Raw genomic sequence first — 14,801 nt, 5'->3', positions numbered from 1 at the left:
AGTTTTCCGGCAATGTCCCTCGCCACCGATCCGAGCATGGAAGAGCTGACCGCCCGCCAGCAGGCGGTGCTGGATGCCGTGCTCGCGCTGATGGTGGAAGAGGGTGGCGATGTCACCATGACCGCCGTGGCCCGTCGCGCCAGCTGCTCCAAGGAGAGCCTCTACAAATGGTTCGGCGATCGTGACGGGCTGCTCACCGCCACGGTGCGCTGGCAGGCCTCGCGGGTGCGCGCCGGTAATTACGACCGGACGAAGCTCGACGCGCTGGCGCTCCGGGACAGCCTGATCCGCTTCGCCGCCAACTGGCTCGGCGTGATCTCCAGCCCGACCTCGATCGCGCTTAACCGCTTCGCCATCGCTCAAGGAGCGGCCAGGGCTGGAACATCTGGCTCCAATCTCGGCGCGATCATGCTGGCCAATGGCCGCTTCGCCATCGGCGAACGGCTGAAGCCGGTGCTGGACGCCGGCCGCGAGGCGGGCCTGATCGACTTCGACGACACCGAGACCGCCTTCCGCAGCTTCCTCGGCCTGGTCGGCCGCGACGTGCAGATCCGCCTGCTGCTCGGCGACGCGCTGGCGCTTACGCCGGCGGAGATCGAGCGCGACGCCGCCCGCGCCACCGACCAGTTCTTCACCCTCTACGGCACGGAAGACAAAACATCCGGCCGGACACCCATCAACGCGTGACACAGGAGACACCCATGCGCGTTTATTACGATCGTGACGCCGACCTCAACCTGATCAAGGGCAAGAAGGTCGCCATCATCGGCTACGGCTCGCAGGGCCGCGCCCATGCGCTGAACCTGAAGGATTCCGGCGCCAAGGAACTCGCCGTCGGCCTGAAGCCGGGCTCGGCGACCGCCAAGAAGGTCGAGGCCGACGGCCTCAAGGTTCTCACCGTCGCCGAGGCCGCCAAGTGGGCCGACCTGATGATGATGGCCACCCCGGACGAACTCCAGGCCGACATCTACCGCGACGAGATCGCCCCGAACATCCGCGACGGCGCCGCCATCGCCTTCGCGCACGGCCTCAACGTGCATTTCGGCCTGATCGAGCCGAAGAAGACCGTCGACGTGCTGATGATCGCCCCCAAGGGCCCCGGCCACACCGTGCGTGGCGAGTATGAGAAGGGCGGCGGCGTGCCGTGCCTCGTGGCCGTGCACCAGGACGCTTCGGGCAACGCGCTCGACCTCGGCCTGTCCTATGCGTCCGGCGTCGGCGGCGGCCGTTCCGGCATCATCGAGACCACCTTCAAGGAAGAGTGCGAGACCGACCTGTTCGGTGAGCAGGTGGTGCTCTGCGGCGGCCTCGTGGAGCTGATCCGCGCCGGCTTCGAGACGCTGGTCGAGGCCGGCTACGCTCCGGAGATGGCCTATTTCGAGTGCCTGCACGAAGTGAAGCTGATCGTCGACCTCATCTATGAGGGCGGCATCGCCAACATGAACTACTCGATCTCCAACACCGCCGAGTGGGGCGAGTACGTCTCCGGCCCGCGCATCATCACCGCCGAGACCAAGGAAGAGATGAAGCGCGTCCTGAAGGACATCCAGACCGGCAAGTTCACCTCGGAGTGGATGCAGGAGTATCGCGCCGGCGCCGCCCGCTTCAAGGGCATCCGCCGCCTGAACGACAGCCACCAGATCGAGCAGGTCGGCGAGAAGCTGCGCGGCATGATGCCGTGGATCGGCAAGAACAAGCTGGTCGACAAGGCCAAGAACTGAGCCTTATCGCGCTTGCGATGCGTCGGTGCCGTCGCCCTCGGGCGGCGGCACTTTGCGTTTCAGGCCGGTCATCCGGCCGCGCCGGCCTTCGGTTGCGGCTGGCAGGACGGGTGGGCCATGCTATGGGCGTGGCTCGATAGGCCCGCGGGCATCGCGTCCGCCGGCGACGTCGGAGGGGCGCATGATCATCGTTCGGCTGACCAAGAGCTTCATGGTGGCGGCGCTGGCCGCCTTCGCGCTGCTGGTCGCCTACAACAATGTCGCGGATTGGGGGGCGAACTACGCCTTCGTCCAGCACGTCCTCAGCATGGACACCACCTTTCCCGGCAATCCGCTGACCGGCCGGGCGATCACCGATCCGGCGCTGTGGCGCACGGCCTATGTCGCGATCATCGCCGCCGAGGTTGTCGTCGGCATCGTGCTGGCGAGCGCGGCGTTCCGCATGCTGCGGGCCCTGCGCGACGAGGCGCGCTTCGCCCATGCCAAGACATGGGTGGTGGCCGGCGTCGGCCTCGGCTTCGCGCTGTGGTTCTTCGGCTTCATGGTCGTCGGCGGCGAGTACTTCCAGATGTGGCAGTCCGCGACCTGGAACGGCCAGGAATCGGCGTTCCGCTTCTACATGACGATGCTCGGCGTGCTGATCTTCGTCAGCCTGCCCGAGCCGCACTGAGGCCCACGGACCTTACCACCCGCTCCAGAACTTCATCACCGCCGCGCCCGGCGCCAGCAGCACCAGCGCCCACAGCATCGCCGAGGCGATGTTGGCCATCTGGAACATGAGTGCCGGCATGGCGAACATGCCAGCCACCAGCGGGATCACCGCGCGGATCGGCCCGAAGAAGCGGCCGATGAACACGCTCCACGAGCCGTAGCGGTGAAAGAAGCGCTCGCCGCGCTCTAGCATCTGCGGGTGTCGGCTGAACGGCCAGATCCGGTGCGTGTGTTCCTTGAAATGGAAGCCGACCCAGTAGGACACCGCGTCGCCGAGAGCCGCCCCCGCCGCCGCTCCGGCCCAGATCGGCAGCAGCGCCATGCCGCCGGCCTCGATGAGAGCGCCGACGCCGACCAGGATGAAGGTCGCCGGCACCAGCAGCGAGATCACCGCCAGCGATTCACCGAAGGCGAGGGCGAAGACGATATAGGGGGCGAGATGTGCGTGCGCCTCGACGAAGGCCAGCGCGTCGTGCGCCCAGCTTTGCAGATCCAGCAATGAAGATCCTCACAGCCTGTCGCGCAGGGCGTAATAGCTCAGCCCGGCGGCGAGCAGCGGCCAGCGCATCAGCGGGCCGCCGGGAAAGGCGGGCACCGGCAGCTTTTGCAGAAGGTCGAAGCGCCCGAGCTGGCCGGCCACCGCCTCGGCGAGGATCCTGCCGAAATAAGGCGCCAGCATAACGCCCTGGCCCGAATAGCCGGCGGCGGTCAGCACCTTCGGCCCCAGCCGCCGCACGAAGGGCATGCGGGTCATGGTGATGCCGAGAATGCCGCCCCAGCCATAATCGATGCGCACATCGGCGAGCTGCGGGAAGATCTTCAGCATGTAGGGCCGCACGAAGGCGCCGGGATTGGCGCGCAGCCGGCGCGTATAGCTCTCGCCGCCGCCGAACAGCAGCCGCCCGTCTTCGCTCAGCCGGTAATAATTGACGACGAAGCGGCTGTCGGCCACCGCCGCGTCATTGGCGATGATGGTCTTCGCCCGGTCGCCGAGCGGCTTTGTGGCGGCGATGTAGTTGGCGATCGGCATCACATGTCGGTCGACGCGGGCGTCGAGCCCGTCCTGCAGCCCGTCGCCGCATTCGAGCACCCAGTCGGCTTCGACCGTGCCCTCGGCGGTCGCCACCTTCACCCGGCCGTTCTCCTCGATGCGGCGGGCGCGTGAATGCTCATGGAGCTTCGCGCCGGCGGCCACTGCCGCGTGGGCGATGCCGAGCGCGAGGTTGAGCGGGTGGAGGTGGCCGCCCTCATGGTCGATCGCCCCGCCATGATAGGCATCGGTGCCGACGAGCGCGCGCAGCTCATCGCGGGACAGCGGGTCGACATGCGGATAGTCGTAGACCTCGGCCAGCTTGCGGGCATAGGCGTGCGAATGGGCGACATAGCCCGGCTTGTGGTCGGCCATGATCAGCCCCTTGCGCGGGGCGCAGTCGATGGCGTGGCGGGCGATCAGCGCGTAGAGGTCGGCCTTGGCATCCTCGGCGAGGCGCCACAGCGCCTTGGCCATGTCGAGCCCGACCTTGTCCTCCAGCCAGTCCTGGTCGCGGCGCTGGCCGGAATGGATCTGGCCGCCATTGCGGCCGGAGGCGCCGGAGCCGATCTTCGCCGCTTCCAGCACCACCACGTCGAGCCCGGCCTCGGCGAGATGCAGCGCGGCGGACAGGCCGGTATAGCCGCCGCCGATCACGCAGACATCGGCGCGCACCGTGCCGCGCAGCGGCGGGAAGCCGGGAAACGGCGTCGCCGTGGCGGCATACCAGCTGTTCGGATGGCCGTTTTCGGTCAAGGCGTCAGTCAAGATGCGTCACTCGGCAGGGTTCGCGGTGTGCGGTCTCAGCGGCGCGCGAACAGTTTCTCGATGTCGGGGAGCGACAGCGTCACGAAGGTCGGCCGCCCGTGATTGCACTGGCCGGCATTGGGGGTGCGTTCCATCTCGCGCAGCAGGGCGTTCATCTCCTCGGGCCGCAACCGCCGGCCGGCGCGCACCGAGCCGTGGCAGGCCATGGTGGCGGCGACATGCAGCAGCCGCCGCTCCAGCGGCATCTCATCGTCCCATTCCGCGGCGTGCTCGGCAAGCTCGCGGATCAAGGCGGGTACGTCGGCCTCGCCGATCAGCGCCGGCACCTCGCGCACCAGCAGCGCGCCCGGCCCGAAGGCCTCGACCACCAGGCCGAAACGCTCCAGCGCCTCGGCGCGCTCGGCCAGTCGCGCCGCCTCGGAAGGGTCGAGGTCGACCACGAGGGGCACCAGCAGCATCTGCCGGGCGAGGCCGTCGCGCTCCATGGCGGCCTTCAGCTTCTCATAGACGATGCGCTCATGCGCGGCGTGCTGGTCGACGATGACCACGCCGTTCTGCGTCTGCGCGACGATGTAGGTCTCGTGCAGCTGCGCGCGGGCGGCGCCAAGCGGGCGGTCCATCGCATCGGCCTGTGCCGGCGCCTCATGGGCGCGGGCATCCGCCGCCGGGGCGAGGTCGAGGCCGAGATCGAGGCGGAGACCGAGATCTGGTGCGGTGGGGCCGGCGCCCGGCTCGTCCGGCGGCTCGGCGAAGCCCGCCGTCGGCTCCCAGCCTTCCGGGCGGGCCCAGGACTGGCGCCAATCGGTGGGCGGCGAGGATTGCCGCCAGCCGGCGGCGGCGGGCGGGATGCGCAGCGGCGCGGCGGGCAGCACGCTCGCCCCCATATTCGCCCGCGCCAGTTCCGCCAGCTTGTCGGCGGCGGTGGAGGCGGTGCGCGGCACCCCGGCGGTGAGCGCGTCGGTCAGAGTGCGCACCATCAGCGCGCGGATGTTGCCGGCGTCGCGGAAGCGCACCTCGGTCTTGGCCGGGTGGACGTTGACGTCGACACCCTCCGGATCGAGGTCGAGGAACAGCACCGTCACCGGGTGACGGTCGGAGGGCAGCAGGTCGGAATAGGCGGCGCGGATGGCGCCGATCAGCACCTTGTCGCGCACCGGGCGGCCATTGACGAACAGATATTGCGACAGAGAGTTGGCCTTGGAATAGGTCGGCAGCCCGGCGAGGCCGGTGAGCCGGGCGCCCTCGCGCCGTCCCTCGATGTCGAGCGCGTTCTGCGCCACCTCGTGGCCGAGCACGTCGGCGATGCGCGCCCGTCGCCCGGCGGCGTCGGCGCTGCGCGCCGGCCAGGTGACGGGCGCGCGGTCGTCGGTCACCAGCGTGAAGGCGACCTCGGGGCGGGCGAGGGCGAGGCGGCGCACCGCATCGACCGCCGCCGCCGTCTCGGCGCGCTCGGATTTCAGGAATTTCAGCCGCGCCGGGGTGGCGAAGAACAGGTCGCGCACCTCGACCCGCGTGCCGGGGCCGAGCGCGGCGGGGCGCACCTCGCCTTTCACCCCGGCCTCGACGCGGATCTCGTTGGCGCTGGAGGCCCCCGCCGGCCGGCTCACGATGGAGAGCCGCGCCACCGCGCCGATCGAGGGCAGCGCCTCGCCGCGAAAGCCCAGCGTGGCGATCGCCATCAGGTCCTCGGCGTCGAGTTTGGAGGTGGCGTGGCGCTCGACGCACAGAGCGAGGTCTTCCGCGCTCATGCCGCTGCCGTCGTCGGTGACGCGCAGCAGCCGGCGCCCGCCGCCGTCGATGACGATCTCGACGCGTCGCGCCCCGGCGTCGAGGGCGTTCTCGACGATTTCCTTCAGCGCCGCGGCCGGGCGTTCCACCACCTCGCCGGCGGCGATGCGGTCGACCAGCGTGGAAGGAAGCAGGCGCAGCGGCATGATCGGTCGTGGGCTCGATTCGAGGACGGTCCGCCAGCCTACACGCTGGCGCCGGGCCATGCGCTCCGAAACCGCCCGTCGTTCACATCACGAATTGGGAAAACCCAGCCAGGGCTCGATGCGCTCGAAGGTCTCGTCCATCGCCCAGGCGGGGGCGAACGGGAAGGGGAAATGGCCGTAGAACAGCGACAGCTGCCATTCGGCGGCCATCTCGCCTTCCTTGGCGATGGCGGCGACATAGAGCGCCGAGGCGATGCCCGAGCGATCGGCGCCGCCCCGGCAATGCACCAGGATCGGCTTCGGCGCGTCGCGCATCAGGGCGATCAGCTGCTCCACCTGCGGTTGCGTCAGCTCGCGCCCGGCGGAGAGGCCGAAATCGATATGGGTCAACCCCAGCCTGCTGCTCTCGGCCACTTCGTCCTGGTACCAGGAATGGTTCGAGGCGCCGCGCAGGTTGATGACCGTCTTGATGCCGTAGTCCTTCTGGAGGCCGGCAAGCTCGCGGGCGTCGATCTGGGCGGAGCGGTAGAGCTCGCCGGGCACCACGGTGTGGAAATTGCCGATCAGCTGCTCGATGCCGAGATAGACGCCGATCAGCAGCACCACCACGCCCACGACCTGAACGCTGCGGCGCAGGACGCGACGCAGGCGTCCCGGTCGCCGGGCGGCATCGGGATGCGTCGAGGTAGCGGCCTCGCCTGCGGCGTCGAGGGCATCGGTCTGGCTCATGGCAGGGGCTCTTGGGCAGGGCTCTTGGAAGCGGGGGGCTCTTGGGAGCGGGGCTCGCGTGACGGAAACCGGGCGGAAGGAACGATCGTGCAATACGGCCATTCCTCGCCCGGAATCATGTCGGAATTCAGCCAGCCGCCGCCAGTCGCTCCGCCCTTTCGCGCGCGACTTCCTGCCGCTTGGTGATGACCGAGGCGATCACCACCACCACGGTGACGATGGCGATCAGGATCGTGCAGATGGCATTGATTTCCGGCGTCACGCCGAGGCGTACCTGGCTGTAGATGCGCATCGGCAGGGTGGTGGCGCCGGGGCCGGTGGTGAAGCTGGCGATGACGAGGTCGTCGAGCGACAGGGTGAAGGCCAGCATCCAGCCGGAGACCACCGCCGGCAGGATGATCGGCAGCGTCACCACGAAGAAGGTCTTCAAGGGCGGGCAGCCGAGATCGAGCGCCGCCTCCTCCAGCGAGCGGTCGAAGGTGACCAGCCGCGACTGCACCACCACCGACACGAAGCACATGGTGAAGGTGATGTGGGCCAGCGTGATGGTCCAGAAGCCGCGGTCGAAGTTCACCGCCACGAACAAGAGCAGCAGCGACAGGCCGGTGATCACCTCCGGCATCACCAGCGGGGCGTAGACCATGCCGGAGAACAATATGCGGCCGTTGAAGCGCCCATAGCGGGTCAGGGCGATCGCCGCCAGGGTGCCGAGCACGGTGGCCACGCTCGCCGAGAGGAAGGCGACGCGCAGCGTCACCCAGGCGGCTTCGAGCAGCTGGTCGTTCTGCAGCAGCTTCCAGTACCACTCCGTCGAGAAGCCGGCCCAGACGGTGACCAGCCGCGAGGCGTTGAACGAATAGATCACCAACAGCACAATCGGCAGATAGAGGAAGGTGAAGCCGAGCGCGATCGAAGTGGTGTTGAACCAGGAAAGCCCCTTGCGCATCTAGCGGCCCTCCATCTCTTTGGCCTGAACGTTCTGGTAGAAGACGATGGGGATCACCAGCACCAGCAGCAGCAGCACCGCCACCGCGGCGGACACCGTCCAGGAGCGGTTCACCGAGAATTCGGTCCACAGCACCTTGCCGATCATCATGGTGTCGGAACCGCCGAGCAGGTCGGGAATGACGAACTCGCCCACTGCCGGGATGAAGCACAGCAGGCAGCCGGCGAACACGCCGGGCAGCGACAGCGGCCAGGTGATCTTCCAGAAGGCGGCGAAGGGCGGGCAGCCGAGGTCGGCGGCGGCTTCCAGGAGCGTCTCGTCCATCTTCTCCAGCGCCGAATAGAGCGGCAGGATCATGAAGGGCAGGTAGGAATAGACGATGCCGATATAGACCGCCGTATCGGTGGCGAGGATCTGCAGCGGCGCGTCCGGGTTGATGATGCCGAGCGCGATCAGCAATTGGTTGAGCAGCCCTTCCGGCGACAGGATGCCGATCCAGGCATAGACGCGGATCAGGAACGAGGTCCAGAACGGCAGGATCACCAGCATCAGCAGCGTCGGGCGGATCGATTTCGGCGCCCGCGCCATGCCGTAGGCGATCGGGTAGCCGACCGCGAGCAGCAGCAGCGTCGAGATGCCGGCGATCCAGAGGCTGGAGCCGTAGGCCTCGATGAACTCGTTGTCCCAGGACAGGACGTAGGCGTAATTATCGAAATTGAGCTGGCTGAAGGCGTCGGTGAAGGCCTCCCAGCCGGCGGCGAGGTCGAACACCGGCTCGTAGGGCGGCTGGGCGATGGCGTCCTGCGACAGGCTGATCTTGAAGACGATCAGGAACGGGACGAGGAACAGCACCAGCAGCCAGAGATAGGGAACGGCGAGGACGAGCCAACGTCCTTTTGCTTTCGCGGCCATGCCCGCCTCCTCAGCGCGTCAGCACGACGCCGGCATCCGGCGTCCAGGAGACCCATACCTTGTCTTCCCAGGTGATCGGCCGCTCCACCATGCGGGTGAGGTTGGGCTTGGCCGCCTTGATGCGCACCCCGCCTTCCAGCTCGACATGGTAGATGGAGAGGTCACCGAGATAGCCGATGTCCCACACTTCGCCGCGCAGGCAGTTGGCCTCCTGCCAGGCCGGCGGATCGATGTCGATGCGCACCTTTTCCGGGCGGATGGCGACGAAGGCGGTGTCGCCGGGCTTGGCCTCGACATTCTGGGCGATGGACAGCTTGGCGCCGCCGCCGATGCCGGTATAGAGGGCCACATTGCCGGGCTCGACCGTCTCGACCTTGGCCTCGAGGATGTTCACGTCGCCGACGAAATCCGCGACATAGCGGCAGTTGGGGTGCTCGTAGATCACCGCCGGCGGTGCCACCTGGATGAGCTTGCCGTGGTCCATCACCGCGATGCGGTCGGCCACCGTCATCGCTTCCTCCTGGTCGTGGGTGACGATCAAGAAGGTCATGCCGAGCTGCATCTGGATGTCCATCAGCTCGAACTGGGTCTCCTCGCGCAGCTTCTTGTCGAGCGCGCCGAGCGGCTCGTCGAGCAGCAGCACCTTCGGGCGCTTGGCGAGCGAGCGGGCCAGTGCCACGCGCTGGCGCTGGCCACCGGAAAGCTGGTGCGGCTTGCGCTTGGCGAATTTCTCCAGCTTGACGAGCTTGAGCATCTCCTCGACGCGGGCGGCGATGGCGCCCTTCTCCATGCCGTCCTGCTTCAGCCCGAAGGCGATGTTGTCCATCACGTTCATATGCGGGAACAGCGCGTAGGACTGGAACATCATGTTGGTCTGCCGCTTGTAGGGCGGCATGCCGACGAGGTCCTGGCCGGCGAGGGTGATGCGGCCCTCGGTGGGATCCTCGAAGCCGGCGAGCATGCGCATCAGCGTGGTCTTGCCGCAGCCCGACGGGCCGAGCAGGGCGAAGAACTCGCGCTCGTAGATGTCGAGGGACAGGTTGTCGACGGCGGTGAACTCGCCGAAGCGCTTGGAGACGTTTTCGTAGCGGATCAGCGGGACGGCGGCGGGGTCGTTCCAGGGAGCAAACTTGCGGCGGATGCCGCCAATGGTGGTCTGCGTCTTCTCGGTGACGCCCGTGCTCATCTGCTACCCCGTGATGCCCGCCGGCGGACCGGCCCCATAACGAACGCTATCCGCCTTCAAGCGACGGCTCAATGAAAGATTGCAAACAATTTTGCCATGCATCGATTCGGGCAGCCGCTGCGGCAGCGTTGGCCCCCTTGACGGCCGGAATGGCGCCGTGATTGCCTCGGCAGCGCGCGGCAGACGCGCAATGGAAGGTTCACATGGCTAAGAAGAAGCGTTCCGAGCAGGACGCGATCGGTAATCCGCGCGGCGTCGCCAATCTGGCGGAAGCAAAGGCGTGGATGGCGGCGCGGGGCATCACCGAGATCGAATGCGCGGTGCCCGACCTTGCCGGGGTGGGACGCGGCAAGATCATGCCGGTGTCCAAGTTCCTCAACGGCCCGGTGATGAACCTGCCGCTCAGCGTGTTCTTCCAGACCATTTCCGGCGACTACCCGCCCTATGACGACCTCGTCGATTCCGTGGTGGTCGATTCGGATCTGGTGATGGAGCCGGATTTCTCGACCCTGGCCGTGGTGCCGTGGGCGCAGGATCCGACCGCGCAGATCATCCACGACGCCTATCACCGCGACGGCCGCCCGGTGGACCTCGCCCCGCGCCAGGTGCTGAAGAACGTCGTCGATCTCTACGCCAAGAAGGGCTGGAAGGCGGTGGTGGCGCCGGAGATCGAGTTCTATCTCGTCGAGCCCAACACCGATCCCGATTATCCGCTGAAGCCGCCTGTCGGGCGCTCGGGCCGGCCGGAGATCGGCCGCCAGTCCTATTCGATCCAGGCGGTCAACGAGTTCGACCAGCTGTTCGAGGACATGTACGATTATTCCGAGGCGCAGGGCCTGGAGATCGACACGCTGATCCATGAGGACGGCGCGGCGCAGATGGAAATCAACCTGCTGCACGGCGACCCGATCCAGCTCGCCGACCAAGTGTACCTGTTCAAGCGCACCATTCGCGAGGCGGCGCTGGAGCACAAGATCTACGCCACCTTCATGGCGAAGCCGATCGCCGACGAGCCCGGCTCGGCGATGCACATCCACCAGTCGATCGTCGACGCCGAGACGGGGCGGAACATCTTCTCCGACAAGGATGGCGACCCGACATCGGAGTTCTTCTCCTTCATCGCCGGCCAGCAGCGCTATCTGCCGGCGGTGATGTCGATCCTCGCGCCCTATGTGAACTCCTATCGCCGGCTGACCCGCGATTCGATGGCGCCGATCAACGTGCAGTGGGGCTACGACAACCGCACCGCCGGCCTGCGCGTGCCGCCGTCCTCGCCGGCGGCGCGGCGGGTGGAGAACCGGGTGCCGTCCTCCGACGCCAACCCCTATCTCGTCATCGCCGCCTCGCTGGCCTGCGGCTATCTCGGCCTCGTCGAGGGGCTGCGCCCGACCGAGCCGCTGGAATCCGACGCCAAGGGCCTCGATTTCGAGCTGCCGCGCGGCCTGCTCGAAGCGGTGGCGGCGATGCAGTATTCCGACGAGATCGCCACCGTGCTCGGGCCGTCCTTCGTGAAGACCTACACGGCGGTGAAGCAGCAGGAATTCGACACCTTCATGCGGGTGATCTCCCCCTGGGAGCGCGAATATCTGCTGCTGAACGTGTGAGGGGGGCTGATCTGGCGTTCACCGCCGGGTCGCGCCTCTCGCTCCCTCTCCGGAGCGTTCTTCGTTCCAAGCGCCTTCTTCTAGGCGCCCGTCGCCGGGAGGGCGGAGCTTTTGGCTTCCTCTTCCCGTGCCGAACTCGGCTGTTACCGCGTTCGGCTCCCAACCAGGCCAAGATCGGATGCATCCGATCTTGGTGGAGAGGGCTGGGGTGAGGGGCTCGACGCTCCCAAGCTCCGCAGCCGCGTCGCACCCTCATCGACCCGCAGCGTGGGCCACCTCTCCCCGACGGGGAGAGGAAAACAGCGAGCCGTTGCGTGCGAGGGCGAGCCGATCCGGCGATTGTCGGCGGATTGCGCCTGCTTCTTTCCTTCCCCAAGAGGGGAGTGGGAAGACGAACATCCCGGATCAGCCTCGCGGCCGTCCGGGATATTGCCTTGGAAGGCGCCGGTCGGGAGATACCTCCCGCGCTGCCTCGCCGCGAGGCCCCCCGCCTCAGTCTTCCAGCATTTCGCGCACCAGCGGGATCACCTTGGTCCCGTAGAGCTCGATGCAGCACAGGCACTTGTCGTGGCCGAGCGGGCCGGCGCTGTATTTCAGGTCGAAATGATCGAGCTCCAGCGTCTTGGCGGTGTGGGCGATCTTCAAAGCCACCGTCTCCGGCGAGCCGAGATAGAGCGAGCCGTGGCTCACCTCCCGCTCGAACTCGTCGCGGCCCATGGGCGGCCAGCCGCGCTCGGCACCGATGCGGTCGCGATTGGCCTTGAAGGCCGGGAAGAACTCTTCCTTGGCCTGCTCGTCGGTGTCGGCGATGTAGCCGGGCGAATGCACCCCCACCGCCTGCGGCGTGGTGCCGAGCTGGGCGGCCGCCTTGTGGTAGAGCTCGACATAGGGTTTGAACCGCGAGGCGCTGCCGCCGATGATGGCGAGCATCAGCGGCAGGCCGTAGCTCGCCGCGCGCACCACCGATTCCGGCGAGCCGCCTACCCCGATCCAGGTCTTCATCGTGCCGCTTTCCGGCAGCGGATAGACGTGCTGGCCGACGAGCGGCGGACGCAGCTCGCCCTTCCAGTTTACGCCGCCGGGCGAGGCATTCTCGCGCAGCAGCGCCGTGAACAGGTCGAGCTTCTCCGAGAACAGCGTCTCGTAGTCCTTCAGGTCGAGGCCGAAAAGCGGGAAGGATTCGGTGAAGGAGCCGCGGCCGAGGATCACCTCGGCGCGCCCGTTCGACAGCGCGTCGACGGTGGCGAAGCGCTGATAGACGCGAATCGGGTCGTCGGAAGACAGTACGGTCACCGCCGAGCCGAGCCGCACCCGCTTGGTGCGGGCGGCGATGGCGGCCAGCACCACTTCCGGGGAGGAGACGGCGTAGTCCTCGCGGTGATGCTCGCCGACGGCGAAGAAGTCGACGCCGAGCTCGTCGGCGAGCACGCCCTGCTCGACCACGTTGCGCAGCACCTGCGCGTGCGGGAGCGGGCGGCCCTCGCCATCGGCCATGACGTCGCCGAAGGTGTCGAGCCCGAGATCGAGATGCTTTGCCATGACGCGGATGTCCCGGATGCTGGAGGATGCATGCCGGCGTGTCGCCGGCCGTCCTCATATGGACGCTCGCGCCGTCATCTCCATCGTGCCGGCTGCAATGGCGGGATTTCGCGTCTGCAAGCTCGGCCGCCGGAAACGTGCTGCCACGTGGCGGCAATAAAAAAGCCCGCCGGGCGGACCGGCGGGCTCAGTTAGGCGGCAAAAGGGGATAGGAACCGCCGAAACTCGTTCCGGGTTTGCGGCCCGGCATGATCAATGGCACCCGGCGGCTTCGCGGGGGGCGGCATTCGAAACGGCAACGTTCGAACCGGAATGCGGACGCGTGACGTCGAGGCTGTCGCGCACCGCCTGCCGGCGGCCGGCGCGGCGCTCGACGGCGCGCACCACCAGCACGCTGGTCGGGTCCTGCCAGACCGGACCCGAGGCGGCATCGCGCAGGTCGGCGCGGGTGAGCCCGATGTCCTTCAGCATGCGGTCGTCGAAATCGCCGAGCTGGTTGAGCAGCGTGCGGCGGTGCAGCGCCTTGGCGACGCGCACGAAGGTGATCACGGCACCGGTCAGCAACCCGCTGGCGGCGGTACCGAAGGATGAGAACGCGGTTCTGCGGACTTCGCCCATGTACGACATCTGAGAATTCCTCCATCTGTGTCGGCCGCGCGGCGGTGCGGGCTATTTCACTGATGGCGCGTCTCGCGCCCACCCGAATTCGCCGTCACCCGTTCGCGACAGGATCTTTATGAGGGAGATCAATTCATCACACTAGCGAATGTTTATGATCCGAGTTATCATAGATATTGATGTTAGAGCGCGATGAGGCCCGCCATGACCGCCCTGCTCGATATTGATCAATTAAGAACATTCATAGCCATCGCCGAAACCGGCAGCTTCACCAAGGCGTCCGAAGTGGTCCACAAGACCCAGTCGGCGGTGTCGATGCAGATGAAGCGGCTGGAGGAGCGGGTCGGCAAGCCTATCTTCGCCCGCGACGGGCGCGCCTCGCGCCTCACCGACGAGGGCGAGCGTTTGCTGGACTACGCTCGCCGCATCGTCCGGCTGAACATGGAAGCGGTGGCGAGCCTCAGCAATGCCGAGCTTTCCGGCCGCGTGCGCCTCGGCGTGCCCGATGATTACGCCGACCGCTATCTGCCGGAAATCATGGCGCGCTTCTCGCACACCCACCCCAATGTCGAGCTGACGGTGGTGTGCGATCCATCAACAGATCTGATCGATCGTATCGATACTGGCGATCTTGACCTCGCCATCATCACCGATTGCGAGATGATCGCCCGCGAGACCGAGATCATCCGGCGCGAGCAGCTGCTCTGGGTGGGGTCGAGCCGCCACGCGACGCATCTTGAGGAGCCGCTGCCGCTGGCGCTCGGCCGGCAGAGCTGCAACTGGCGGCAGGAGGCGATCGCGCAATTGCAGGCGCTCGCCCGGCCGTTCCGCATCCTCTACACCTCGTCGAACTCGACCGCGGTGTCGGCGGCGGTGCTGGCGGGGCTCGCCATCTCCGTGCTGCCGGAATCCGGCCTGCGCCCGGGCATGCGGGTGCTCGGCCCCGGCGAGGGCTTCCCGGCGCTGGCGCCCTGCCGCATCGGCCTGGTGCGCAACCGGCATGAGCATTCCGCGCTCGCCGATGCGCTCGCCGATCACATCGTGCAGGGCCTCGACAACATCTCCGAGGCGGCCATCGCGGCGGAGTGAGGAGACGGCGGAGT

14 protein-coding genes are annotated in these 14,801 nt (G+C 67.5%); 5 read left to right on the top strand and 9 right to left on the bottom strand.

Annotated elements, in window-relative coordinates; genetic code table 11:
* Window positions 1-12 precede the first annotated feature (12 nt).
* From LGR54_RS22600 to LGR54_RS22590, 3 genes are all read left to right on the top strand, one after another.
* On the top strand, window positions 13-687 hold the full coding sequence (locus tag LGR54_RS22600; RefSeq protein ID WP_230364217.1) for a TetR/AcrR family transcriptional regulator C-terminal domain-containing protein: 675 nt from the start codon (window positions 13-15) through the stop codon (window positions 685-687).
* 14 nt (window positions 688-701) lie between these two features.
* Window positions 702-1,721: a ketol-acid reductoisomerase gene (ilvC, locus tag LGR54_RS22595; RefSeq protein ID WP_230364216.1), complete on the top strand. Its 1,020-nt coding sequence runs from the start codon at window positions 702-704 to the stop codon at window positions 1,719-1,721.
* Between the two features lie 181 nt (window positions 1,722-1,902).
* Window positions 1,903-2,391 (top strand): DUF2165 family protein, encoded by a 489-nt coding sequence (locus LGR54_RS22590; protein WP_230364215.1) that lies wholly within the window; start codon window positions 1,903-1,905, stop codon window positions 2,389-2,391.
* Window positions 2,392-2,403: 12 nt separating this feature from the next.
* Here LGR54_RS22590 and LGR54_RS22585 read toward each other — a convergent pair whose 3' ends face one another.
* The 7 genes from LGR54_RS22585 to LGR54_RS22555 form a co-directional block, all read right to left on the bottom strand.
* Window positions 2,404-2,922, bottom strand: a complete 519-nt coding sequence (locus tag LGR54_RS22585; protein ID WP_370638263.1) for a DedA family protein — start codon at window positions 2,920-2,922, stop codon at window positions 2,404-2,406.
* A gap of 18 nt (window positions 2,923-2,940) precedes the next feature.
* A complete protein-coding gene (locus LGR54_RS22580; RefSeq protein WP_230364213.1) occupies window positions 2,941-4,230 on the bottom strand; it encodes an FAD-binding oxidoreductase in 1,290 nt (429 codons plus the stop codon).
* A 35-nt stretch (window positions 4,231-4,265) separates the two neighbouring features.
* Entirely contained in the window at window positions 4,266-6,164 is a 1,899-nt protein-coding gene (mutL, locus tag LGR54_RS22575) for a DNA mismatch repair endonuclease MutL (protein WP_230364212.1), read from the bottom strand.
* An 87-nt stretch (window positions 6,165-6,251) separates the two neighbouring features.
* Window positions 6,252-6,893: a dual specificity protein phosphatase family protein gene (locus LGR54_RS22570; protein ID WP_230364211.1), complete on the bottom strand. Its 642-nt coding sequence runs from the start codon at window positions 6,891-6,893 to the stop codon at window positions 6,252-6,254.
* 127 nt (window positions 6,894-7,020) lie between these two features.
* The gene (locus tag LGR54_RS22565) at window positions 7,021-7,839 is read right to left on the bottom strand and encodes an ABC transporter permease subunit (RefSeq protein ID WP_230364210.1); all 819 of its coding nucleotides are present in this window, start codon (window positions 7,837-7,839) and stop codon (window positions 7,021-7,023) included.
* Window positions 7,840-8,751 carry an ABC transporter permease gene (locus LGR54_RS22560; RefSeq protein ID WP_230364209.1) on the bottom strand — a complete coding sequence of 304 codons (912 nt, stop codon included), beginning with the start codon at window positions 8,749-8,751 and terminating at the stop codon, window positions 7,840-7,842.
* Window positions 8,752-8,761: 10 nt separating this feature from the next.
* A complete protein-coding gene (locus tag LGR54_RS22555; RefSeq protein WP_230364208.1) occupies window positions 8,762-9,937 on the bottom strand; it encodes an ABC transporter ATP-binding protein in 1,176 nt (391 codons plus the stop codon).
* A gap of 203 nt (window positions 9,938-10,140) precedes the next feature.
* Between LGR54_RS22555 and LGR54_RS22550 the strand changes: the two genes are divergently transcribed.
* Window positions 10,141-11,541, top strand: coding sequence for a glutamine synthetase family protein (locus LGR54_RS22550; RefSeq protein ID WP_230364207.1), 1,401 nt, complete (start codon window positions 10,141-10,143; stop codon window positions 11,539-11,541).
* Between the two features lie 492 nt (window positions 11,542-12,033).
* On the opposite strand, the gene LGR54_RS22545 is transcribed toward LGR54_RS22550, so the two are convergent.
* Complete coding sequence (locus tag LGR54_RS22545; RefSeq protein ID WP_230364206.1) at window positions 12,034-13,080, bottom strand: LLM class flavin-dependent oxidoreductase; 1,047 nt, start codon at window positions 13,078-13,080, stop codon at window positions 12,034-12,036.
* A 252-nt stretch (window positions 13,081-13,332) separates the two neighbouring features.
* On the bottom strand, window positions 13,333-13,707 hold the full coding sequence (locus LGR54_RS22540; RefSeq protein WP_230364205.1) for a DUF1127 domain-containing protein: 375 nt from the start codon (window positions 13,705-13,707) through the stop codon (window positions 13,333-13,335).
* A 195-nt stretch (window positions 13,708-13,902) separates the two neighbouring features.
* On the opposite strand from LGR54_RS22540, the gene LGR54_RS22535 reads away from it, so the two are divergent.
* The gene (locus LGR54_RS22535) at window positions 13,903-14,787 is read left to right on the top strand and encodes a LysR substrate-binding domain-containing protein (protein WP_230364204.1); all 885 of its coding nucleotides are present in this window, start codon (window positions 13,903-13,905) and stop codon (window positions 14,785-14,787) included.
* Window positions 14,788-14,801 lie beyond the last annotated feature (14 nt).

This window comes from Ancylobacter sp. Lp-2, assembly GCF_020523795.1.
Taxonomy (GTDB): domain Bacteria; phylum Pseudomonadota; class Alphaproteobacteria; order Rhizobiales; family Xanthobacteraceae; genus Ancylobacter.
The sequence above is the reverse complement of the archived record's forward strand: the minus strand, read 5'-3'. Positions and strand labels throughout refer to the sequence as shown.